The following is a 21,052-nucleotide window of genomic DNA, read 5'->3' as shown; positions in this document are numbered from 1 at the left end:
GCCCGCGCGAGGAGGCGCACCATGCCGCCCCAGATCCGCATCCTCGACGACCCCGAGACCCTGGCCGAGGCGGCCGCGGCGCGCTGCGAGGAGATCCTGCGCCGGGCCGTCGCCACCGCCGGGACCGCCCACCTCGCCCTCGCCGGCGGGCGCACCCCGCGCGCCCTCTACCGCCGGCTCGCCCGGCGCGGCGGGATCGACTGGCGCCGCGTCCACGTCTGGTTCGGCGACGAGCGCGCGGTCCCCTTCGACGACCCCCGCAGCAACTACCGCATGGCGCGCGAGACCCTGCTCGAGCACGTCCCCGTGCCGCCGGCCCAGGTCCATCCCATGCGCGCCCGCCCGCCCTGCCTGCGCGACGACGCCGAGGCCTATGCCGCCACCCTGTGCGCCCTCGCCCCCCTCAGCGCCCTCGGCGTGCCCTGTCTCGACCTGGTCCTCCTGGGGCTCGGCGCCGACGGCCACGTCGCCTCCCTCTTCCCCGGCACGCGCGCCCTCGCCGAGCGCGACGATCCGGTGGCGGCGGTGGACGAGCCGGGCATCGAGCCGCCGCGGCTGACCCTCACCCTGCCGGTGCTCGACCACGCCCGCCACCTCCTCCTGCTGGTCGCCGGCGAGGAGAAGGCGGCGGTGGTGCGCCGCGCGCTGGCCGAGGCCCCACGGGGCGAGCCGCTTCCGGTGCAGCGCCTCGCCCCGCGCGGGACCCTCGAGTGGTTCCTGGACGCGGCGGCCGCGGCGGGCGTCCCGCGGGAGGGCGCATGAAGGTCCTCGCCGGCGACCTGGGCGGCACCAAGCTGCTGCTGGCGCTTGCGGAGGTGGCGGACGGGCGCGTCGTGCTCGGCCCCGTGCACCGCTACGCCAGCGCCGAGCTTTCCGGCCTGACGGAGGCGGTGCGTCGCTTCCTCGCCGAGGCCGGGGGCGAGGCGGCGGCGGCCTGCATCGGGGTCGCCGGCCCCGTGGAGGCGACCCCGGCCGGGGGACGGGCGCGCCTCACCAACCTGCCGTGGGAGGTGGACGCGGCCGAGCTCGCCGCCGCCGCGGGGGTCCCGAGGGCGCGCCTGGTCAACGACTTCGCCGCCATCGCCCGCGCCCTGCCGGCCCTCGACGCGGAGACCGAGGTGGTGACGCTGCAGCGCGGGCGGCCCGACCCGGCGGCGCCGCGCGCCGCCCTCGGCGCCGGCACCGGCCTCGGCGCGGCGCTGCTGCTGCCCGCGGGGGACGGCTGGCGGGTGCACGCCACCGAGGCCGGCCACATGGACTTCGCCCCCGCCGACGCCCTCGAGACCGCCCTCCTCGAGGCGCTGCGGGCCGAGTTCGGCCGCGTCTCCCTGGAGCGGGTGCTGTCGGGCCCGGGGCTTGCGCGCATCCACGCCTTCCTCGCCCGCCGCCGGGGGGACCAGGGGGCCGCGCTCGCCCCGCCCGAGGTGGTGGCGAGGGCGCGCGCGGGGGAGCCGGCGGCGGCCGCCGCCCTGGGGCGGTTCGTGCGCATCTACGGCGCCCAGGCCGGGAACCTAGCGCTGGCCTGGCTGCCGGCGGGCGGGCTCTACCTCGCCGGGGGCATCGCCCCGGCCATCCTCGACGCGCTGCGCCAGGGCCCCTTCCTCGAGGCCTTCCTGGCCAAGGGCCGCATGACTCCGGTGGTGGCCCGCATCCCGGTCCACGTCGTCATCCACCCCGCCCCGGGGCTCGTCGGGGCGGCGCTGTGCGCCGCCGAGGCCGGCGCGCGGGAGGAGACACCATGAGCGCGCCCGAGCATCGCATCGAGATCGAGGTGGAGACCCGCTACGTGGAGGAGCAGTCCGATCCGGCCGGCGACCGCTACGTCTTCGCCTACACCATCACCATCCTCAATGCGGGCACGCGCGCCGCGCAGCTGCTCGCGCGGCGCTGGGTCATCACCGACGCCAACGGCCGCGTCCAGGAGGTGGAGGGCGAGGGCGTCGTGGGCCAGCAGCCGGTGCTGCGGCCCGGCGAGGCCTTCCGCTACACCAGCGGCGCCATGCTGGAGACGCCCCTCGGCAGCATGGAGGGGGTCTACCGCCTGGTGGACGAGGCGGGGGTCGGGTTCGAGGCCGAGATCCCGCGCTTCACCCTCGCGGTGCCGGGCATCCTGCACTGATGGCCCTGTGGGCGGTGGGCGATGTGCAGGGCTGCCGCGAGGCCCTGGCCCGGATCCTCCACCGGATCGGCTTCGATCCGTCCGCCGACCGCCTGTGGCTGGTGGGGGACCTGGTCGCCCGCGGCCCCGACTCGGCGGGGGTCCTGCGCCTCATGCGCGACCTCGGCGAGGCCGCCGTCTGCGTCCTCGGCAACCACGACCTGCACCTGCTGGCCCTGGCCGAGGGCGTGCGCGGACCGGAGCCGGGCGATGCCCTCGACGTCCTCGAGGCCCCCGACGCCGCCGAGCTCCTGACGTGGCTGCACAACCGCCCCCTGCTGCACCGCGACGAGGCCCTGGGTCTCGCCCTGGTCCACGCCGGGGTCCCGCCCGGCTGGGATCTCGAGGCGGCGGCGGCGCACGCGGCGGAGGTGGAGGCGTGGCTGCGCGGCGGCCGCCGCCGCGACCTCCTCGCCGCGATGTACGGCGACGAGCCGGCGCGCTGGGACGAGGCGCTGGCGGGCGCGGCGCGGCTGCGCTTCATCGTCAACGCCCTCACCCGGATCCGCCTCGTCACCGCCGACGGGGCCCTCGCCCTGGACGGCTACGCCGCCCCCGAGGCCGCCCCGCCGGGCCTCGTACCCTGGTTCGACCACCCCGACTGCCGGGTCCGCGGCCTCGTCTTCGGCCACTGGTCCACGGCGGGGCTGCGCGCCACCCGCGCCGGCTGGTGCCTGGACTCGGGCTGCGTCTGGGGCGGGCGCCTGAGCGCCCTGCGCCTCGACGCCCGCCCCCCCGAGTTGGTCCAGGTGGACTGCCCGCGGCGGCCGCCTCAGGCGCGGCGCTCCAGGACCAGGAAGCTGTAGGGCCAGGGATTGTCGGCGTCGGGGGCGTGGTCCTCGCGCGCGACCTCGACCCACTGCGCGGGGTCGATGGGCGGGAACCAGGCGTCGCCCTCGAAGCGGTGGTGGATGCGCGTGAGGTAGAGCCGGTCGGCGCGCGGGAGGAAGTGGCGATAGAGGGCGGCGCCGCCGATCACCATCACCTCCCGGGCGCCGGCGGCGAGGGCGAGGGCGGCCTCGGGCGAGGCGGCGCGCTCGCAGCCCGCGGCGCGCCAGTCCGGGTCGCGGGTGACCACGATGTTGCGCCGCCCCGGCAGGGGACGGCCGATGGACTCGAAGGTGCGCCGCCCCATGACCACGGGCTTGCCCCAGGTGACGGCGCGGAAGTGGCGCAGGTCCGCCGGCAGGCGCCACGGCAGGGCGTTGCCGCGGCCGATGAGGCCGCCCTCGTCGATGGCCGCGATGAGGCTCAGCACGCTCACACCGCCACCGGCGCCGGGATGTGGGGGTGGGGGTCGTAGCCCTCGATGCGGAAGTCCTCGTAGCGGAAATCGAACAGCGAGCGCACCGCGGGGTTGAGCACCATGCGCGGCAGCGGCCGCGGCTCGCGCGCAAGCTGTGTGCGCGCCTGCTCCAGATGGTTGAGGTAGAGGTGGCAGTCGCCGCCGGTCCAGATGAACTCCCCCGGCTCGTGGCCGGTCACCTGCGCCACCATCAGGGTGAGCAGCGCGTAGGAGGCGATGTTGAAGGGCACGCCGAGGAAGACGTCGGCGCTGCGCTGGTAGAGCTGGCAGGACAGGCGCCCGTCGGCGACGTGGAACTGGAACAGCGCATGGCACGGCGCGAGCGCCATGCGCCCGCGGCGCACGTTCTCCTGCGGCGGGATCGACTCGTCCGGCAGGTCCGCCACGTTCCACGCCGAGACCACGAGCCGGCGCGAGTGCGGCGTGCGCCGGATCGCCTCCACCACCTCGGCGAGCTGATCGATCACGCGCCCGTCGGGGGCGGGCCAGGCGCGCCACTGGCGCCCGTAGATGGGGCCCAGATCGCCCTCGTGCGCCCACTCGTCCCAGATCGTGACCCCGTGGGCGTGGAGGTAGTCCAGGCGCGTCTCCCCGCGCAGGAACCAGAGCAGCTCGTGGACGACGGACTTCAGATGCACCCGCTTGGTGGTGACGAGCGGAAAGCCCTCGGCGAGATCGAAGCGCATCTGATGGCCGAAGACGCTGAGGGTCCCGGTGCCGGTGCGGTCCTCCTTGCGCACCCCCTCCTCGAGGATGCGCCGCATCAGCGCCAGATACGGCCTCATGCCACCCCCTCCCGGCGCCGCAGCGCCCACAGCAAGAGCCCCGCACCGGCCGCGATCATGGGCAGCGAGAGCAGCTGCCCCATGGTCATCCAGCCGAAGGCGACGAAGCCGATGTGCGCGTCCGGCTCGCGCACGAACTCCACGAGGAAGCGGAAGCCGCCGTAGAGGAGCAGAAAGAGCCCCGTCACCGCCCCCGCCGGCCGCGGCCGCGCCGAGAACCACCAGACGAGCGCGAACAGCACCACCCCCTCGAGGAAGGCTTCGTAGAGCTGGCTCGGATGCCGCGGGAGCGGCCCTGCGCCCTCGAACACCATGCCCCAGGGCAGCGCCGTCGGCCGCCCCCACAGCTCGCCGTTGATGAAGTTGCCGATGCGCCCGGCGCCGAGACCCACCGGGACCAGCGGCGCGACGAAGTCGGCCAGCGCAAGCAGCGGCTTGCCGAAGCGGCGGGCGAAGAGCCCGAGCGCCACCGCCACCCCCAGGAGCCCGCCGTGGAAGGACATGCCGCCCTTCCAGACCTCGAGGATGGAGAGCGGGCGGGCGAGGAAGGCGTCGAGCCCGTAGAAGAGCACGTAGCCCAGGCGCCCGCCGAGGATCACCCCGAGGGCGACGTAGAAGACGAGGTCGTCCACCTCGCGCGCGCTCCAGCCGCTGCCCGAACGGGCCGCGCGGCGCCGGCCCAGCCACCAGCCCGCGGCGAAGCCCACCAGGTACATGATCCCGTACCAGTGCACCTGCAGCGGCCCGAGGCGGATGGCGACGGGGTCGATGTCGGGATGGCGCAGCATTCAGATCACCCGGAGGAAGAGGGCCTTGAGGTAGCGGGTCTCGGGCATCGCCGGGTGCACCGGATGGTCCATGTCCTGCCCGGCAGCGGCAAGCTCCTGCACCGCCCGCCCCTGCGTCCGTGCGGCCTCGCGCACCACGCGCCGCAGCGCCTCCTCCTCGAGGTGATGCGAGCAGGAGCAGCTCACGAGGAAGCCGCCCTCGGCGGTCACCGCCATGCCGAGGGCGTTGAGCCGGCGGTAGGCGGCGAGCCCCGCCTTGCAGTCCCGGGCCCGCTTGATGAGCGCCGGGGGGTCGAGGATGACGAGGTCGAAGCGCGCCCCCTCGGCGGCCAGCGCCTCCAGGGCCTCGAAGGCGTCGGCCCGCTCCGCGCGCACGCGCGCCGCCACGCCGTTGCGCTCGGCGTTGGCGGCAAGGCGCGCCAGCGCCGCCTCCGAGGCGTCGATGCAGCGCACCTCCCGCGCCCCGGCGAGGGCCGCGCGGATGCCGAACCCGCCCACGTAGCTGAAGACGTCGAGGACGCGCGCCCCCCGCGCGAGGGCGGCCGCGGTGCGGCGGTTGGCACGCTGGTCGTAGAACCAGCCCGTCTTCTGCCCGGCGGCGGGGTCCACCTCGAAGACGGCGCCGTCCTCCTCCACGAGGACCACCGGCGGCGGCTCGCCGAGCCACGGCTCCACGTAGCGCGCGAGCCCCTCGAGGGCGCGCACCGCGGTGTCGTTGCGGGCGAGCACGTGGCGCACCCCCGCCACCTCGGCGAGCGCCGCCACCACCGCCTCGCGCATGCGCTCCATGCCCGCCGTGGTCAGCTGCACCACCGCGGTCTCGCCGTAGCGGTCCACCACCAGCCCCGGCAGGTGGTCGCCCTCGCCGAAGGCGAGGCGGTAGCTGGGGGCCGGGAACAGCCGCTCGCGCAGGGCCAGGGCCCGCCGCAGCCGCTCGACGAGCAGGCGCCGATCGAGCAGACGGCGGCCGTGGCTGACCAGGCGGGCGCAGATCAGCGAGCGCGGGTTCGCGTAGCCTGCGCCCACGACGCCGCCGCGATGGTCCAGGACCAGCACCGGCGCTCCCGGCTCCAGGCCCTTGAGGGGCGTGCGCGCGGTGTCCACCTCGTTGCTGTAGACCCAGAGGTGGCCCGCACGCAGGCGCCGATCCTCGCCGCGGCGAAGCCGCAGGGTCGCCACCGCCGCTTCCTGGTGGGTTTGGTTGGCCATGGGGGCGCCCACTATAATCCCTCCTTCGCCGTGCACCAACTGCGCGGCCCGGTGCCGCGACGCCATGGCCAACCTCGTCACAACCCTCCGCTTCCTGCTGCTCTTCCTGCTCGTGTGGATGGCCTACCAGGCGCCGCCGCTGGTGCAGCTCGCCAACGCCCCGCTGGTGGCGCTCATCTTCGCCCTCGACGGCCTCGACGGCTACATCGCCCGCCGGCGCGGCGAGGAGTCGCTCTTCGGCGCCATCTTCGACATCGCCGTCGACCGCGTGGTGGAGAACGTCCTCTGGGTGGTGCTCGCCGACCTCGACCTGGTGCCGGTGTGGGTCCCCATCGTCTTCCTCACCCGCGGCATCCTCGTGGACAGCCTGCGCAGCCAGGGCGCCGCCCGCGGCGAGACGCCCTTCGGCATGATGCAGACGCGCATCGGCCGGTTCCTCGTCGCCGGCCGCTTCATGCGTCTGAGCTACGGCGTGATCAAGGGCGTGACCTTCGGCTGGATCCTCTTCCTGCAGCCCTGGCCGGCGCTGGCGCCGAGCCTGTGGGCGCAGTGGTCGGCGCCTCTTGGCCTCGCCTCCCAGGTGCTCTACGTCCTCGCGGTGGTGCTCTGCCTCCTGCGCGGCCTGCCGGTGCTGGTCGAGGTGGCCGTCCACGAGGCCTTCCGGTCCCGCCCCGGGCGCGAGGCCGCTCCGTGAGGCTGGTCCTGGTGGATGTGGACGGCACGCTGCTCGAGGGAACGAGCTCCGAGCGGCGCTTCTTCCGCCACCTCCTGCGCCGCGGCCTTCTGGGCCCGGCCCAGCTCGGCGCCTTCCTCGCCTTCGCCGTCCGCCACCGCCGCCGCTACGGCGCCGACGTCTGGAAGAAGGACAAGGCGTATCTGGCCGGCCTGCGCCTCGAGCCGGTGGCAGCGGAGGCCGAGCGCTTCGTGGCGCGGCGCCTGCTGCCGGCGGTCCGGCCGGTGATGCGCCGGCGCATCGAGGGCCACCGCGCCGCCGGCGACGTCCTCGCGCTGCTCACCGGCACCCCCGCCTTCCTCGCCCGCCCCCTCGCCGAGGCCCTCGCCATCCCGCACGTGATCGCCACCCGCTGCGACCTGCGCGCAGGGCGCTTCACCGCCGCCCCGCCCCCGGTCCACCCCTACGGCGCCGAGAAGGAGCGGCTCGCGCGGGCCCTCGCCGCCGAGCTCCGCCTGCCCCTCGAGGAGGCGGTGGCCTACGCCGACTCGGCCAGCGACCGGCCCCTGCTCGCCGCCGTCGGCGAGGCGGTGGCGGTGCACCCCGACACCGGCCTGCGCAGCGAGGCCCGCGGCCTCGGCTGGGAGATCCTCGGGGGCTGAGGGCGGCGGCTGCTACAATCCTGAGCGAACTGCTCGGATTGGAGCCCGCCATGCCCCGCAACCGCCTCGCCGACGAAGCGAGCCCCTACCTGCTGCAGCACGCCGACAACCCGGTGGACTGGTACCCCTGGGGCGAGGAGGCCCTCGCGCGCGCACGCCGCGAGGACCGGCCGATCCTGCTCAGCATCGGCTACTCGGCCTGCCACTGGTGCCACGTCATGGCCCACGAGTCCTTCGAGGACGAGGCCACGGCGCGGCTCATGAACACGCACTTCGTCAACGTCAAGGTGGACCGCGAGGAGCGGCCCGACCTCGACCGCGTCTACCAGATCGCCCACCAGATCCTGGCCCGACGCCCGGGCGGGTGGCCGCTGACGGTCTTCCTGGATCCGCAGGATCTCGCCCCCATCTTCGCCGGCACCTACTTCCCCCCCGAGCCCCGCCACGGCATGCCCTCGTTCCGCGAGGTCCTGGAGGCGGTGGCCCGCTTCTGGCGCGAGCACCGCGACGAGGCCCGCCGCCAGGGGGCCGAGCTCGGCCGCATCCTCGCCGGCGTGCGGCCGCGCCCGGGCGCCCTCCCCGACCCCGCCGCCGCCTTCGCCGCCGCCGTGGCCGAGCTCGCCGCCCAGCACGACGCCCGCCACGGCGGCTTCGGCGGCGCCCCCAAGTTCCCGCAGCCGACCCTGCTTGTGCTGCTCGCCCGCGCCGAGAAGCCGCGCGGGCGCGCCATGCTGGCGGCCGCCCTCGCCGCGATGGCCCGCGGCGGGCTTCGCGACCACCTGGGCGGCGGCTTCTTCCGCTACTGCGTGGACGCCGACTGGACCGTCCCCCACTTCGAGAAGATGCTCTACGACAACGCCCTGCTGCTGCCGATCTACGCCGAGGCCGCCGCACGGGACGGCGAGGCCGAGGCGGCGGAGGTGGCCGAGGCCACGGCCGCGTGGGCGCTCACCACCATGCAGTCCCCGGAGGGGCCCTTCTGGTCCAGCCTCGACGCCGACAGCGCGGGGGGCGAGGGGGCCTTCTACCTGTGGACGCGCGACGAGGCCCGCAGCGTCGTGGGCGAGGCCGACTGGCCGCTGGTGAGCGCCCACTTCGGCCTCGAGGGCCCGCCCAACTTCGAGGGCCGCTGGCACCTCACCGCCCGCACCCCCCTCGCGCAGACCGCGGCCCGGCTCGGGATCGACCCCGCGGCGGCGGCCGCGGCCCTCGCCCGCGCCCGCGCCCGCCTGCTCGCCGCCCGCGCCGCCCGCCCCGCCCCCGGCCGCGACGAGAAGTGGCTCGCGGCCTGGAACGGGCTCATGATCGGGGGGGTCGCCCGCGCCGGCCGGCTGCTCGGGCGCGAGGACTGGATCGACGCCGCCCTGCGCGCGGCCGCGGGGACACGGGCGGCGCTGTGGCGCGACGGCACGCTGCACGCCTCGGGCCGCTCCGGCCGCCTGGGGGCGCCGGGCTTCCTCGACGACTACGCCTTTCTCGGCCTCGGGCTGGTGGAGCTCGTCCAGGCCCGCTTCGACGCCGGCCTCCTGGCCTGGGCGCGCACCCTCGCCGAGACGATGCGGACGCGCTTCGCCGACCCCGCCGGCGGCTTCCACCTCACCGCCGAGGAGCACGACCGCCTGCCGCTCAGACTCAAGCCCACCGCCGACGAGGCGGTGCCCTCCGGCAACGGGGCCGCGGCGCGCCTCCTCGCCGCCCTCGGCCTCATCCTCGGCGAGGGGGCGCTGCTCGATGCGGCGCGGCGCACCGTGGCCGCGGCCGCAGGCGACATCGAGCGCGCCCCCTCGGCCCACGCCACGCTGCTGCTCGCCCTCGACGAGATCGAGCACCCGCCGGCGACGGTGGTGGTGCGCGCCGCCGACGCCGGGCCGTGGCGCGAGGTCCTGCGCCGCCACCCCGACCCGCGGCGGCTGGAGCTGGTGCTGCCGGCCGCCGATGCGGGCCTGCCGCCGCCCCTCGCCGCCTACCGGGCCCGCGGCGACGCGGCCTGGGTCTGCCGCGGCACCGCCTGCAGCGCGCCTCTGGCCTCGCCCGAGGCGCTCGCCGCATCGCTCGCGTCCCCGGCGAGCTCGGCGTAGACGCGGCGGGCCACGGCCAGCAGCTCGGCGCGCTCCAGCGCGCCGCTGAGGGCGTAGCCGAAGGGCCCGTCCACCCAGTAGAAGACGCTCACCCCGCCCTCGCGCAGGTAGCGGAAGGCGGTGTCGCCGCGCCGGGCCTCGCGGGCGACGTAGAGGGTCAGGCGCCGCCCGGCGCGGTCCTCGTACATGAACTGCGCCGCCGGCCCCGCCTCGCCGGGCAGCAGCCGCCCGCCCACCAGCGTGAAGCCCGCCTCGCCCAGCCGCGGCGGGCGCAGCGGCGCCCCCAGCCGCTTGCCGAGCCAGGCCGCCAGGTGCGCCTCCTCCCCCGCCGACACCTCCACCGGATGGCGCACCTCGGGGGCGTAGACCGCGTGGGCCACCGCCGCCCGCACCGCGAGCGCCCGCTCCGCCGGCGCGCCGCTGCCTCCCAGACCGCCGGGCTCGAGGCCGCGGGCGAACCAGCCCACCGCGATCCCGAGGGCGAGCGCCGCCGCCACCGCGAGGAGCGGCCCCGGCCGGCGCCGCCGCCGCCACACCAGGAGCCGCGCCGGGACCGGCTCCTCCACCACCTCCTGGAACCGCGCCCGCACCGCATCGCCGATGCGGGCGTAGGCCGCCAGACGCGCCGCCTCCTCCGGATGCTCGGCGAGCCAGGATTCCACCTGCGCCCGCCGCTCCGCCGGCAGCAGCCCGTCGACGTAGGCGTGCAGGTCCGCCTCGGCGATGCGCCCCCCGCTCACTTCACCCTCCGCAGGCGCGGCCCGGCGCCCCCCTCGAGGAGGCGGCGCAGCCGCTCCCGTGCCCGGTACAGGCGCGACATCACGGTGCCCAGCGGGATCTCCAGCACCGCCGCCACCTCCTCGTAGCGCATCCCCTCCAGCACCACCAGCAGCAGCACCTCGCGCTGCGCCGACGGCAGGCGCGCGAGCGCCGCCTCCAGCTCGTCCAGGCGCAGGCTGTCCTCCTGCCCCCCCGGCACCCCCTCGCGTCCCTCCTCGAAGGCGTGGTGGAGGGGACGGCGGTGGTAGCGGCGCAGGGCGCTGACGTAGAGGTTGTGCATGATCGTGAACAGCCAGGCCCGCAGGTCGGTCCCGGGCCGGAAGCGGTTGAGCCGCGTCAGCGCCCGCTCCAGGGTGTCCTGGACGAGATCGTCCGCGGCCTCCGGATCGCCCACCAGGGCCCGCGCGTAGCGCCTGAGCCTGGGGATGTGGGCGACGAGCTGCCCCGCCTCCTCGGACACCGGTCCCTCCGTGCCGTCCGCCTGTCCGGTCAACGCCCTTCGCCCTTCGCTATTCCCTCGGCGGGGCCGGACGCCGCCCGGGCAAAAAAAGAGGCGGGGGCGCGAGGCCCCCGCCCGGGGTGACGTCCGGCGCCCTTGCGGGCGCCCACCGGAGCATCGGGGGAGGGGAAGGGATCACTCCGGTGCGTGCCATTGAGCCCCAGAACGCCGGCGCGGACCATGATCCAGGTCAATTGAAATGCATTCTCACGCCGGCCAGAGCACCGCCGCCCACACCGCGGCCGCGAGCAGCAGCGCCACCAGCACCGCCGCCGATCCCAGGTCCTTGGCCTGGCCGGCGAGGGGGTGGTGCTCGGTGCCGATGCGATCCACCGTGGCCTCCACCGCGCTGTTGAGCAGCTCCACCAGCGGCACCAGCAGGACGCTGCCGGCGAGCAGGGCCCGCTCCGTCCCGTCGCGCCCCAGCCAGAAGGCTGCGGGGAGCAGCACCACCGCGGCCGCCACCTCGAGCTGGAAGGCCTCCTCGTCGCGCCACGCCGCGCGAAGCCCGCGCAGCGAATGGCCGAAGGCAAGAACCAGGCGGCGCAGCCCCCGCGGGCGCTCCCCCGGACGCACCTCAGCCCTCCGCCAGGGCGACGTCCAGCTCGCGGGCGGCGCGCACGTCGTCGAGGCGGCGCACCGGCAGGGTGTGCGGCGCCTCGCGGACCCGCTCGGGCTGGGTCCGCGCCTCCTCGGCGATGGCCGCCATGGCCTCGACGAAGCGGTCCAGCGCCTCCCGGCTCTCGGTCTCGGTGGGCTCGATGAGCAGGCACTCGGGGACCAGGAGCGGGAAGTAGGTGGTGGGGGCGTGCTGGCCGTGGTCCAGCAGCCGTTTGGCGAAGTCCATGGCGGTGACCCCGTGCTCCTTGGCGAAGCGGCGCAGGGTGAGGATGAACTCGTGGGTCGCGCGGCGGCCGGGGAAGGCGGGCTCGAAGCCGGCCGCACGCAGCCTGGCGAGCAGGTAGTTGGCATTGAGGGTCGCCATCTCGGCGATGCGCTCCATCCCCTCGCGCCCCACCAGGCGCATGTAGACGTAGGCCCTGAGCAGCACCCCCGCGTTGCCGGCGAAGGCCGACAGCCGGCCGATGGTCTGCGGCCGGTCGACCTCGGTGAGCCAGCGGTAGCGCTCGCCCTCGCGCGCCACCATGGGCACCGGGAGGAAGGGCGCGAGCCGCGCGCTCACCCCCACGGGACCGGCCCCCGGCCCGCCGCCGCCGTGAGGGGTGGCGAAGGTCTTGTGCAGGTTGACGTGGATCACGTCGAAGCCCATGTCCCCGGGGCGCACCTTGCCGAGGATGGCGTTGAGGTTGGCCCCGTCGTAGTAGAGCAGGCCGCCGGCGTCGTGGACGATGCGGGCGATCTCGTCGATGCGCCGCTCGAACACGCCGAGGGTCGAGGGGTTGGTGAGCATCAGCCCCGCGGTGCGCGGACCCACCGCCGCGCGCAGGGCCTCGAGGTCCACGTCGCCCTCGGCGTCGGTGGGGATCTCCCGCACCGTGAAGCCCGCCATCACCGCCGAGGCGGGGTTGGTGCCGTGGGCCGCGTCCGGCACCAGCATCTCCGTGCGCCCCTCCTCGCCCCGCGCCCGGTGGTAGGCGCGGATCATCATCACGCCGGCGAGCTCCCCTTGGGCGCCGGCGGCCGGAGTGAGCGAGACCTCGGCCATCCCCGTCACCTCGGCGAGCATCTCCTGCAGCTCCCAGAGGCAGGCCATGAAGCCCTGGCTCAGGGCCTCCGGGGCTAGGGGGTGGCGGGCGAGGAACCCGGGAAGCATGGCGAGGCTGTTGCACGCCCGGGGGTTGTACTTCATGGTGCACGAGCCCAGCGGGTAGAAGTGGGTGTCGATGGAGAAGTTGCGCTGGGACAGGCGGGTGTAGTGGCGCACCGCCTCCAGTTCCGAGACCTCCGGCAGCGCCGGCGGCTGCCGGCGCCTGAGGTGCGGCGGGATGTCGTCGGCCGACGCCTCCGCCGCCGGGGCGTGGGCCGGGTTGCGCCGGCCCGGGCGCGACAGGTCGAAGATCAGCATCGGGACCTCCCTGAGGCCGCTCCGCCGCTCAGGCCGACAGCGCGGCGACGGCCGCGTCGTAGTCGGGCTCCTGGGCGATCTCGGGCACCAGCTCGGCATGGAGCACGCGGTCGTTGACGTCCAGCACCACCACCGCCCGCGCCGTCAGCCCCGCCAGCGGCCCGTCCTCGATCAGTACCCCGTAGTCCTTGGCGAACCTGCGCGAGCGCATCATGGACAGCGGCACCACGCGCTCGATGCCCTCGGTGGCGCAGAAGCGCTTCTGCGCGAAGGGCAGGTCGGCCGAGATCACCAGCACCACGGTGTTGTCGAGGGCCGCCGCGCGCTCGTTGAACTTGCGCGTGGAGGTGGCGCAGGTGGGGGTGTCGAGGCTGGGGACGATGTTGAGCACCTTGCGCCGTCCGGCGAAGTCGGCAAGCGTGACGTCACGAAGCTCCGCGTCGGTGAGCCGGAAGTCGGGCGCCCTGGCGCCCACCGCCGGCAGCTCGCCGCAGGTGTGGATCTCGGTTCCGCGCAGGGTGATGGTCGCCATGGCCGGGGCCTCCTCTGGTGGTGGGGGGAAGGGGGGCACCGCCCCTAGCGCGGGCGCAGCCGCTCGCAGGGCGGGGCGCGCCGCGCGAGGATGCGCCCGAGGTGCTCGGCGTAGCGGCCGATCTCCTCCTCGGTGCGCTTCTCCGTGGCGCACACCAGCAGCGCCCCCTCGCCGAGCTCGGGATAGTCGCCGGCGAGGGCGACCCCGCCGACGAGGTCGTAGGTGGCGAGGGTGTCCAGCACCTCGCGCGCCGGCAGCGGCAGGCGCAGCACCACTTCGTGGAAGAAGGGCCCCTCCATGAGGCGCTCGACGCCCTCGACGGCGGTCAGCGCCGCGGCCAGCCGCGCGGTGTTGGCATGGCAGGCCGCCGCCGTGCGCGCCAGCCCCTCCGGCCCCAGCAGGGCCATGTGGATGGTGGCCGCGGTCACCATCAGGCCCTGGTTGGTGCAGATGTTGGACGTGGCCTTGGAGCGGCGGATGTGCTGCTCGCGCGCCTGCAGGGTGAGGGTGAAGCCGACGCAGCCGTCGCGGTCGACGGTGCGCCCCACGAGCCGCCCCGGCATCTGCCGCACGTGCTCGCGCCGGCAGCAGAGGAAGCCGAAGTAGGGCCCGCCGGAGGAGAGGGGCACGCCGAGCGGCTGGCCCTCGCCGCAGGCGATGTCCACGCCGTCGGCGCCCCACGCCCCCGGCGGCTTGAGCAGCCCCAGCGAGAGCGGGTTCACCACCGCCACGGCAAGGGCGCCCGCGGCGTGGGCGCGGTCGGTGAGCGCGTCCACCTCCTCCAGGCGCCCGAAGTAGTTGGGCTGCGGGATCACCACCGCCGCCACCGGGCCCTCCACCGCTGCGGGATCGGTGACGCCGGTGGCGGGATCGAAGGGCAGCTCCGCCACCTCGATCCCCTGGGGCGAGACGATGGTGCGCACGGTGGCCCGATAGGCCGGATGGACCGTGCGCGGCATGAGCACGCGCCGGCCGCCGGCGCGCCGGTTGGCCCGCACCGCCATCAGCACCGCCTCGGCCAGCGCCGAGGCGCCGTCGTAGAGCGAGGCGTTGGAGACCTCCAGCGCGGTCAGCCGCGCCATCATGGTCTGGTACTCGTAGATGAGCTGGAGGGTGCCCTGGCTCGCCTCCGCCTGGTACGGCGTGTAGGCGGTGTAGAACTCGCCCCGCGTCGCCAGCTCCCACACCGCCGCCGGCACGTGGTGGTCGTAGGCGCCGGCGCCGGCGAAGCAGACCGGGAGGCCGTCGGCGGCCGCGCGCCGGTGCATGATGCGGGCCACCTCCATCTCGGGCACCGCCGCCGGCATCCGCTCGCCGACGCGGCTGCGAAGCTGCGGCGGGACCTCCTCGAAGAGGGCCTCCACCGAGTCGACGCCTATGGCCGCGAGCATCGCGCGGACGTCGTCCTCGGTGTGCGGGATGAAGGGCATGGCCCTCAGTGCTCCTCGGACTCCACGTGGGCGCGGTAGGCCTCGGCGTCCAGGAGCTCGGCCGAGCCGAGGTCGGCGTCGCGGAGCCGGAACAGCCACCCGCGCCCGTAGGGGTCCTGGTTGACCAGCTCGGGGCTGCCCTCGAGCTCGCCGTTGACCTCGGCCACCTCGCCGGCCACCGGGGCGTAGACGTCGGAGGCCGCCTTGACCGACTCCACCACCGCGCAGTCCTCGCCCGCCGCGACCCTGCGCCCCACCTCCGGCAGCTCGACGAAGACCAGGTCGCCGAGCTGCTCCTGGGCGTGGTCGGTGATGCCCACCACCACGCTGCCGTCGTCCTCGATCCGCACCCACTCGTGGCTGCGGGTGTACCTGAGCTGCGCCGGGATGTCACTCACCGCTCTGCTCTCCTTCCTCTCCGCTCGGGCCGCCGCCGAGGTCCACCATCACCCGCCCGTGACGCACGAACGGCGGCTTGACGATGCGGGCGCGCTCGCGCCGCCCGCGGATCTCCACCTCGCAATGGGTCCCGACGCGCACCGGCACGCGGGCCAGGCCGATGGAGCGGCCGAGGGTGGGCGAGAAGCCGCCGCTGGTGACCACCCCCTCGCCCTGCCCCGGGACGTACACCTTCTGCCCGTGGCGCAGCACCCCGCGCCCCTCCAGGAGCAGGCCCACGGCGCGCACCGTCACCCCGGCCGCCCGCTGCGCCTCCAGCGCCTCGCGGCCGATGAAGGCGCGCGAGGCCGGCTCCCAGGCGACGGTCCAGCCCAGCCCGCACTCGAGCGGGGTCACCTCCTCGTCCATGTCCTGGCCGTAGAGGCACATGCCGGCCTCGAGACGCAGCGTGTCCCGCGCCCCCAGGCCGCAGGGCGCGACCCCCGCCTCGCGCAGCCGGTCCCACCAGGCGCCCGCCTCCGCGGCCGGGATCATGAGCTCGTAGCCGTCCTCGCCGGTGTAGCCGGTGCGGGCCACGAAGAGCCCGCCGATCTCGGCACCGTGGAAGGGCGCAAGCCGCGCCGCGGCATCGGCCCCGGCGCCGAGCACCCTGTGCACCCGCTCGCGCGCCGCCGGCCCCTGCACCGCGAGCATCGCCAGATCGTCCCGCACCGTCACCGCCACCTCGAACGGTGCCGCGTGGCGGCGGATCCAGTCGAGATCCTTCTCGCGGGTGGCGGCGTTGACCACGAGGCGGAAGCGCCCCTCGGCGAGGAAGTAGGCGATGAGGTCGTCGACGACCCCGCCCCGCTCGTTGAGCATGCAGCCGTAGAGCGCCTTGCCCGGCACCTGCAGGCGGTCCACGTCGTTGGCGAGCAGCCGGCGCAGGAAGGGGCGCGCCGCCGGGCCCTCGAGATCGACGATGGTCATGTGCGAGACGTCGAACATGCCCGCCTCGCGGCGCACGCGGTGGTGCTCCTCCACCTGCGAGCCGTAGTGCAGCGGCATCCGCCAGCCGGCGAACTCCACCATGCGGGCGCCGCCGGCGACGTGGTGGTCGTGCAGGGGCGTGCGTCTGGACATCTCGGGCGTGGACTCCTCGGTGGTGCGGTGCCGCAGGCGGCGTCCCCATGGAGCGCGGCGGCGCTGCCCGCCGGCACGGGCCGCGCGGGAATGCATCCCCGGCGACGGCGCTAACTATAGCGCTGGCCCCCCAGCAGTTCCAACGCGGACGCCGCACCCCACGCCCTTCATCTCCGTGTCAGCCACGTCCGCTAGCGTCCCCGGCAACCGCCCCCAGGGAGGACGCCATGCCCGCATCCGGCCGCCCCCGCCTTCCGGCCGCCGCCGACACGGTCCCGGTCTGGGACCTCCCGGTGCGCGTCGGCCACTGGACGCTGGTCGCCGCCGTGACCGTCGCCTGGGCGAGCGACGGCTGGCTGTGGCTGCACGTCGCCGCGGGCGAGATCGCCGCCGTGGCGGTGGCGCTGCGCCTGGCCTGGGGCTTCGTGGGCACCCGCCACGCCCGCTTCCGCGACTTCGTCCGCCCCCCGCGCGAGGCCCTCGCCTACCTGCGCGCCATCGCCGCGGGCGACCCGCCGCGCCACCTCGGTCACAACCCCGCCGGGGGCTGGATGGTGCTCGCCCTGCTCGCGGCGGTGGGGACGACGACGGCGACCGGGCTCGCCCTCCACGCCGCCGCCGAAGGGGCCGGCCCGCTGGCCGGGCTCGTCCCCGACCTGGGACCCCGGGGCACCGCCGCCCTCGCGGCCGGACACGAGCTCCTCGCCGACGGGGTGCTCGTCCTCGCCGCGGCCCACGTCGCCGGCGTGCTCGCGGCCTGCGTGCAGCACCGCGAGGACCTCGTGGCCGCCCTGTTCCACGGACGCAAGAGGAGGACGCCATGAACCGACGCCTTGCCCTCGCCGCAGCCGCCCTGCTCGCCGCCGCCGCGGCCGGCGCCGCCCCCCCACCGGCGGCCGAGCGCCTGCTCGCCCAGTGGCGCACCGCCGGCCCCTTCTCCGCCGAGCGCGGCGCCGCCCTCTGGCGCCGCACCTTCCCCGGCCCCGACGGCCGCCCCCGCGCCTGCACGAGCTGCCACGGTGACGACCTCACCCGCCCCGGTCGTCACGTGCGCACCGGCGAGCGCATCGACCCCATGGCCCCCTCGGCCAACCCCGAGCGGCTCACCGACGCCGGCAAGATCGGCAAGTGGCTGCACCGCAACTGCCGCTGGGTGCTGGGCCGGGTCTGCACCGCCCGGGAGAAGGGGGATCTCGTCACCTTCCTGTCCCGCCAGTGAAAACGAGGAGGATCCCCATGCGATACGTCCGAAGCGCCCTCATCGTGCTGGCCGCGCTCGCGGCCACCGCCGGCGCCCTGCGCATCGCCGCCGGCGAGGACGGCTGGCGCCGCCACCGCCCCGACCTGCCGCCGGCCACCGACCGGGCCTACGTCGAGGAGTGCGGCGCCTGCCACATGGCCTATCCCCCGGCCCTGCTCACCGCCGCCGAATGGGCGCGCATCATGGACCGGCTCGACGCCCACTTCGGCGACGACGCAAGCCTCGACCCGGCGACCGCGGCCCGCGTGCGGGCCTATCTCGAGGCCCACGCCGGCGACCGCCGCCCCGGCGTGCGCGCCCGAAGGCGCCCCGCCCCCGCCACGGCCGACGGGCTGCCACGGATCACCACCACGCGCTATTTCCTGCGCAAGCACGACGAGGTGCGCCGCCGCTGGGTGGTGGAGAACCCCGAGGTGGGGAGCTTCGCCAACTGCCCCGCGTGCCACACTAGGGCGGCGCAGGGATTGTTCGACGAGGACGATGTCCGCATCCCCGGCCACGGGAGGTGGGAAGATGACTGAGCGCGCCCCGCCGGCGGAGGTCACGGTCTGGGACCCGCTGGTGCGGATCCTGCACTGGAGCCTCGTGCTCGCCTACGCCCTGGCATGGGCCAGCGCCGAGACCCTCGAGGGGCTGCACGTGGCGGTGGGGTACCTCGTCGGCGGCATCGTCGCCTTGCGCCTGCTGTGGGGCCTCGTCGGCACCCGCCACGCCCGCTTCCGCGACTTCGTCCGCCCCCCGCGCGAGGCCATCGCCTACCTGCGCGCCCTCGCCGCGGGCGACCCGCCGCACCATCTCGGCCACAACCCGGCCGGGGGCTGGTCGGTGGTGCTGATGCTGGCGACGCTCGCGCTGGTGGTGGCGAGCGGGCTGGCCGCCCTGGAGCCCGGGGGCGCGGGGGAGGCCGCGGAGGAGCTGCACGAGTTCCTCGCCGGTCTCAGCCTGTTCCTGGTCCTGCTCCACCTCGGCGGGGTGCTCTTGAGCAGCCTCCTCGGCGGTGAGAACCTGGTCCGTGCGATGTGGACCGGGCGCAAGCGGGCGGGGCCGGGCGGGCGGTGAGGACGGCGGCGGCAGCGATGCTGGCGCTGGCGGCGCTGGCCGCGGCGGCGGGCGGCGGGGGCGACCACGAGCGCGCCCGCCGGCTGCGCGAATCCGGCAGGGTCCTGTCCCTGGAGCGCATCATGGCGCGCATCCCGCCGCACCTTGCCGGGCGCATCCTCGAGCTGGAGCTCGAGGACGAGGACGGCCGGCCGGTCTACGAGGTGGAGGTCCTCGGCAAGGACGGCCGGGTGCGCAAGCTCCTGCTGGACGCCGCCAGCGGACGACTGCTCTCGGTGGAGGACGAGGAACCCTGATGCGCGCCCTGGTGGTGGAGGACGACGCCGCCCTCGCCCGCGGCATCGCCGAGGATCTCGCCGCCGCCGGTTTTCGCGTCGACCGCACCACGAGCGGCCGCGAGGCCCTGCATCTCGGCGCCACCGAGCCCTATGCGGTGGTCATCCTCGACCTCGGGCTGCCGGATCTGCCGGGCCTGGAGGTGCTGCGCCGCTGGCGCGCGCAGGGCTGCGCCGTGCCCGTGCTCGTCCTCACCGCCCGCGACGCCTGGAGCGAGCGCGTCGAGGGCCTGCGCGCCGGGGCCGACGACTACCTCGGCAAGCCCTTCCACCCCGAGGAGCTGCTGGAGCGGATCCGCGCCCTCCTGCGGCGCGGCACGCCCCGGCTGCCGGGTCCGCTGCGTGCCGCCGGGCTCGCCCTCGACGAGACCCGCCAGAGCGTCGTCACCCCCGACGGTGCCGAGCACCCCCTCACCGCCACCGAGTTCCGCCTCCTGCGCGCGCTGATGCTGCGCAGCGGACGCATCGTCCCCCGCGCCACCCTCGTCGACGAGACCTGGGGCATCGCCGACGCCCCAGAGAGCAACGCCCTCGAGGTCCACATCGCGCGGCTGCGGCGCAAGATCGGGCGCCACCGCATCCGGGCCCTGCGCGGACAGGGCTATCTCCTCGATCCCGGGGCGGCATGACCTCGCTGCGCGCACGGCTCCTGGCAAGCCTCAGCCTGGCGCTGGTCCTCGCCTTCGCCGCCCTCGCCTGGCTCGGCGGACGGGGCCTCGGCGCCCTCCTGGAGGACTACGTCGCCGCGCGCCTCGAGCACGATCTCGAGGGCGTCCTCGCGGCGGTGGCGCGCGGCGCCGACGGCGCCCCCGTCCTCGACGAGCGCCGCCTCGACCCGGTCTTCCACCGCCCCCTCTCCGGCCACTACTACGTGGTGCAGGGCGGCGGCAGGACCCTGCGCTCGCGCTCCCTGTGGGACGCGGAGCTGGCCCTGCCCGACGCTCTGCCGACCGGGCGGCTGCACCTGCCGGGACCCGCGGGGCAGCGCCTGCTGGCGGTGGGCGGCGACTACCGCAAGCAGGGCATGACCCTGACCGTCCTCGTCGCCGAGGACCTCATGCCCGTGGAGGCGGCGCTCGCCGGGCTCACCCGTCGCCTCGCCCTCGCCGCCGCCGCCGCGGCCGCGCTCGTCCTCGCCCTCCAGGGCTGGATCGTGGGCCGTGCCCTCGCCCCGCTGCGCGCCGCCGCCGAGGCGGTGCGCCGGCTGCGCGACGGCGCCGACGGCGTCCCGGATCCCGCCCGCGCCCCCGCCGAGATCCGCCCCCTGCTGGCCGAGATCGGCCGCCTCGTGGCCCTGCTGCGCGAGCGCCTCGCCCGCAGCCGCAGCGCCATCGGCGACCTCGCCCACGCCCTCAAGACCCCGCTCGCCGTCGCCCGACGCGCGCTCGCCGACCCGGAGCTCGCCGGCAGCGCCGCCGCGCGCGAGCTCGCCGCCCAGCTCGACGCCATCGAGACCCGCATCACCCGCGAGCTGCGCCGCGCGCGCATTGCCGGTCACCCGGAGCCGGGCCGGCGCGTGCTGCTCGCCCCCGAGGTGCACGAGCTCGCCGCCCTCGTGCAGCGCATGCACGGGCGCGACGACCTCGCCGTGGAGCTCGCCCTGCCGCCCCGATGCGCCTTCGCCGGCGACCGGGACGACCTCGTCGAGCTCCTCGGCAACCTCCTCGACAACGCCGTGCGCTGGGCCCGCCGGCGGGTCCGCGTCGAGGCGCGGCAGGAGGCGGCGCGGCTCGTGCTGCGCATCGAGGACGACGGCCCCGGGATCGAGCCGCAGGCGACGCAGGCGCTCGCGCGCCGGGGCCGCCGCGCCGACGAGGCCGCGCCGGGGCACGGCCTCGGCCTCGCCATCGTCGCCGACATCGTCGGGCACTACGGCGGACGGCTGCGGCTCGCGCCCTCGGCCGCGCTCGGCGGCCTCGCGGTGGAGGTGGAGCTGCCCGCAGCCTGAGC

The 21,052-nt window shown here is 75.9% G+C and carries 26 protein-coding genes; 14 read left to right on the top strand and 12 right to left on the bottom strand.

The features are described 5' to 3' along the window. Window positions 1-21 precede the first annotated feature (21 nt). From pgl to EDC57_RS02780, 4 genes are read left to right on the top strand one after another with little or no spacing between them, the layout of a single operon-like run. Complete coding sequence (gene pgl, locus EDC57_RS02795) at window positions 22-762, top strand: 6-phosphogluconolactonase (protein ID WP_123400024.1); 741 nt, start codon at window positions 22-24, stop codon at window positions 760-762. Continuing rightward, window positions 759-1,742 (top strand): glucokinase, encoded by a 984-nt coding sequence (gene glk, locus EDC57_RS02790; protein ID WP_123400022.1) that lies wholly within the window; start codon window positions 759-761, stop codon window positions 1,740-1,742. Before pgl ends, glk begins: the two co-directional genes overlap by 4 nt. Then, window positions 1,739-2,119 (top strand): Co2+/Mg2+ efflux protein ApaG, encoded by a 381-nt coding sequence (apaG, locus tag EDC57_RS02785; protein WP_123400020.1) that lies wholly within the window; start codon window positions 1,739-1,741, stop codon window positions 2,117-2,119. The genes glk and apaG overlap by 4 nt, the downstream gene beginning before the upstream one ends. Continuing rightward, complete coding sequence (locus EDC57_RS02780; protein ID WP_123400018.1) at window positions 2,119-2,964, top strand: symmetrical bis(5'-nucleosyl)-tetraphosphatase; 846 nt, start codon at window positions 2,119-2,121, stop codon at window positions 2,962-2,964. Before apaG ends, EDC57_RS02780 begins: the two co-directional genes overlap by 1 nt. Here EDC57_RS02780 and EDC57_RS02775 read toward each other — a convergent pair. The 4 genes from EDC57_RS02775 to EDC57_RS02760 are packed head-to-tail and all read right to left on the bottom strand — an operon-like array spanning window position 2,931 to window position 6,246. Beyond that, window positions 2,931-3,422, bottom strand: coding sequence for a dihydrofolate reductase (locus EDC57_RS02775; protein ID WP_170165017.1), 492 nt, complete (start codon window positions 3,420-3,422; stop codon window positions 2,931-2,933). The two genes, EDC57_RS02780 and EDC57_RS02775, sit on opposite strands and share 34 nt — an antisense overlap. Further along, complete coding sequence (locus tag EDC57_RS02770) at window positions 3,419-4,249, bottom strand: thymidylate synthase (RefSeq protein ID WP_123400014.1); 831 nt, start codon at window positions 4,247-4,249, stop codon at window positions 3,419-3,421. Before EDC57_RS02770 ends, EDC57_RS02775 begins: the two co-directional genes overlap by 4 nt. Then, entirely contained in the window at window positions 4,246-5,037 is a 792-nt protein-coding gene (gene lgt, locus EDC57_RS02765) for a prolipoprotein diacylglyceryl transferase (protein ID WP_123400012.1), read from the bottom strand. The genes EDC57_RS02770 and lgt overlap by 4 nt, the downstream gene beginning before the upstream one ends. After that, window positions 5,038-6,246, bottom strand: coding sequence for a class I SAM-dependent rRNA methyltransferase (locus EDC57_RS02760; RefSeq protein ID WP_123400895.1), 1,209 nt, complete (start codon window positions 6,244-6,246; stop codon window positions 5,038-5,040). A 64-nt stretch (window positions 6,247-6,310) separates the two neighbouring features. On the opposite strand from EDC57_RS02760, the gene EDC57_RS02755 reads away from it, so the two are divergent. From EDC57_RS02755 to EDC57_RS02745, 3 genes are read left to right on the top strand one after another with little or no spacing between them, the layout of a single operon-like run. After that, the gene (locus EDC57_RS02755; protein WP_170165016.1) at window positions 6,311-6,940 is read left to right on the top strand and encodes a CDP-alcohol phosphatidyltransferase family protein; all 630 of its coding nucleotides are present in this window, start codon (window positions 6,311-6,313) and stop codon (window positions 6,938-6,940) included. Beyond that, complete coding sequence (locus EDC57_RS12720; RefSeq protein WP_170165015.1) at window positions 6,937-7,581, top strand: HAD family hydrolase; 645 nt, start codon at window positions 6,937-6,939, stop codon at window positions 7,579-7,581. Before EDC57_RS02755 ends, EDC57_RS12720 begins: the two co-directional genes overlap by 4 nt. A 50-nt stretch (window positions 7,582-7,631) precedes the next feature. Further along, window positions 7,632-9,659, top strand: coding sequence for a thioredoxin domain-containing protein (locus EDC57_RS02745; RefSeq protein ID WP_123400009.1), 2,028 nt, complete (start codon window positions 7,632-7,634; stop codon window positions 9,657-9,659). Here the strand turns inward: EDC57_RS02745 and EDC57_RS02740 are convergent. From EDC57_RS02740 to gcvT, 8 genes are all read right to left on the bottom strand, one after another. Beyond that, window positions 9,545-10,399 carry an anti-sigma factor family protein gene (locus EDC57_RS02740; protein WP_211331859.1) on the bottom strand — a complete coding sequence of 285 codons (855 nt, stop codon included), beginning with the start codon at window positions 10,397-10,399 and terminating at the stop codon, window positions 9,545-9,547. The genes EDC57_RS02745 and EDC57_RS02740 overlap by 115 nt on opposite strands. After that, complete coding sequence (locus tag EDC57_RS02735; RefSeq protein ID WP_211331858.1) at window positions 10,396-10,899, bottom strand: sigma-70 family RNA polymerase sigma factor; 504 nt, start codon at window positions 10,897-10,899, stop codon at window positions 10,396-10,398. The genes EDC57_RS02740 and EDC57_RS02735 overlap by 4 nt, the downstream gene beginning before the upstream one ends. Before the next feature lie 246 nt (window positions 10,900-11,145). Beyond that, window positions 11,146-11,514 (bottom strand): diacylglycerol kinase, encoded by a 369-nt coding sequence (locus EDC57_RS02730; RefSeq protein WP_123400007.1) that lies wholly within the window; start codon window positions 11,512-11,514, stop codon window positions 11,146-11,148. Window position 11,515: 1 nt separating this feature from the next. After that, on the bottom strand, window positions 11,516-12,964 hold the full coding sequence (gcvPB, locus tag EDC57_RS02725) for an aminomethyl-transferring glycine dehydrogenase subunit GcvPB (protein ID WP_123400005.1): 1,449 nt from the start codon (window positions 12,962-12,964) through the stop codon (window positions 11,516-11,518). Window positions 12,965-12,992: 28 nt separating this feature from the next. Continuing rightward, window positions 12,993-13,496 (bottom strand): thiol peroxidase, encoded by a 504-nt coding sequence (gene tpx / locus EDC57_RS02720; RefSeq protein WP_123400003.1) that lies wholly within the window; start codon window positions 13,494-13,496, stop codon window positions 12,993-12,995. Between the two features lie 44 nt (window positions 13,497-13,540). Next, window positions 13,541-14,926 (bottom strand): aminomethyl-transferring glycine dehydrogenase subunit GcvPA, encoded by a 1,386-nt coding sequence (gene gcvPA, locus EDC57_RS02715; RefSeq protein WP_123400001.1) that lies wholly within the window; start codon window positions 14,924-14,926, stop codon window positions 13,541-13,543. Between the two features lie 5 nt (window positions 14,927-14,931). Continuing rightward, window positions 14,932-15,324, bottom strand: coding sequence for a glycine cleavage system protein GcvH (gene gcvH / locus EDC57_RS02710; protein ID WP_123400000.1), 393 nt, complete (start codon window positions 15,322-15,324; stop codon window positions 14,932-14,934). Next, window positions 15,317-16,447, bottom strand: coding sequence for a glycine cleavage system aminomethyltransferase GcvT (gene gcvT, locus EDC57_RS02705; RefSeq protein WP_123399998.1), 1,131 nt, complete (start codon window positions 16,445-16,447; stop codon window positions 15,317-15,319). The genes gcvH and gcvT overlap by 8 nt, the downstream gene beginning before the upstream one ends. A gap of 227 nt (window positions 16,448-16,674) precedes the next feature. Between gcvT and EDC57_RS02700 the strand changes: the two genes are divergently transcribed. The 7 genes from EDC57_RS02700 to EDC57_RS02670 are packed head-to-tail and all read left to right on the top strand — an operon-like array spanning window position 16,675 to window position 21,050. After that, on the top strand, window positions 16,675-17,271 hold the full coding sequence (locus EDC57_RS02700) for a cytochrome b/b6 domain-containing protein (RefSeq protein ID WP_123399996.1): 597 nt from the start codon (window positions 16,675-16,677) through the stop codon (window positions 17,269-17,271). After that, window positions 17,268-17,666 (top strand): DUF1924 domain-containing protein, encoded by a 399-nt coding sequence (locus tag EDC57_RS13280; protein WP_123399994.1) that lies wholly within the window; start codon window positions 17,268-17,270, stop codon window positions 17,664-17,666. Before EDC57_RS02700 ends, EDC57_RS13280 begins: the two co-directional genes overlap by 4 nt. A 17-nt stretch (window positions 17,667-17,683) precedes the next feature. After that, the gene (locus EDC57_RS02690; RefSeq protein ID WP_123399992.1) at window positions 17,684-18,229 is read left to right on the top strand and encodes a diheme cytochrome c; all 546 of its coding nucleotides are present in this window, start codon (window positions 17,684-17,686) and stop codon (window positions 18,227-18,229) included. Beyond that, entirely contained in the window at window positions 18,222-18,767 is a 546-nt protein-coding gene (locus tag EDC57_RS02685) for a cytochrome b/b6 domain-containing protein (RefSeq protein ID WP_211331857.1), read from the top strand. The genes EDC57_RS02690 and EDC57_RS02685 overlap by 8 nt, the downstream gene beginning before the upstream one ends. Continuing rightward, window positions 18,764-19,063 carry a PepSY domain-containing protein gene (locus tag EDC57_RS02680; RefSeq protein WP_148051420.1) on the top strand — a complete coding sequence of 100 codons (300 nt, stop codon included), beginning with the start codon at window positions 18,764-18,766 and terminating at the stop codon, window positions 19,061-19,063. The genes EDC57_RS02685 and EDC57_RS02680 overlap by 4 nt, the downstream gene beginning before the upstream one ends. Next, window positions 19,063-19,731, top strand: a complete 669-nt coding sequence (locus tag EDC57_RS02675) for a response regulator transcription factor (RefSeq protein WP_123399986.1) — start codon at window positions 19,063-19,065, stop codon at window positions 19,729-19,731. Before EDC57_RS02680 ends, EDC57_RS02675 begins: the two co-directional genes overlap by 1 nt. Further along, window positions 19,728-21,050 carry a sensor histidine kinase gene (locus EDC57_RS02670; protein ID WP_123399984.1) on the top strand — a complete coding sequence of 441 codons (1,323 nt, stop codon included), beginning with the start codon at window positions 19,728-19,730 and terminating at the stop codon, window positions 21,048-21,050. Before EDC57_RS02675 ends, EDC57_RS02670 begins: the two co-directional genes overlap by 4 nt. Window positions 21,051-21,052: the final 2 nt, after the last annotated feature.

It is taken from the genome of Inmirania thermothiophila (genome assembly GCF_003751635.1).
Taxonomy (GTDB): domain Bacteria; phylum Pseudomonadota; class Gammaproteobacteria; order DSM-100275; family DSM-100275; genus Inmirania; species Inmirania thermothiophila.
Note: the sequence above shows the minus strand (reverse complement) of the source record. Positions and strands in the feature narration are given on the sequence as shown.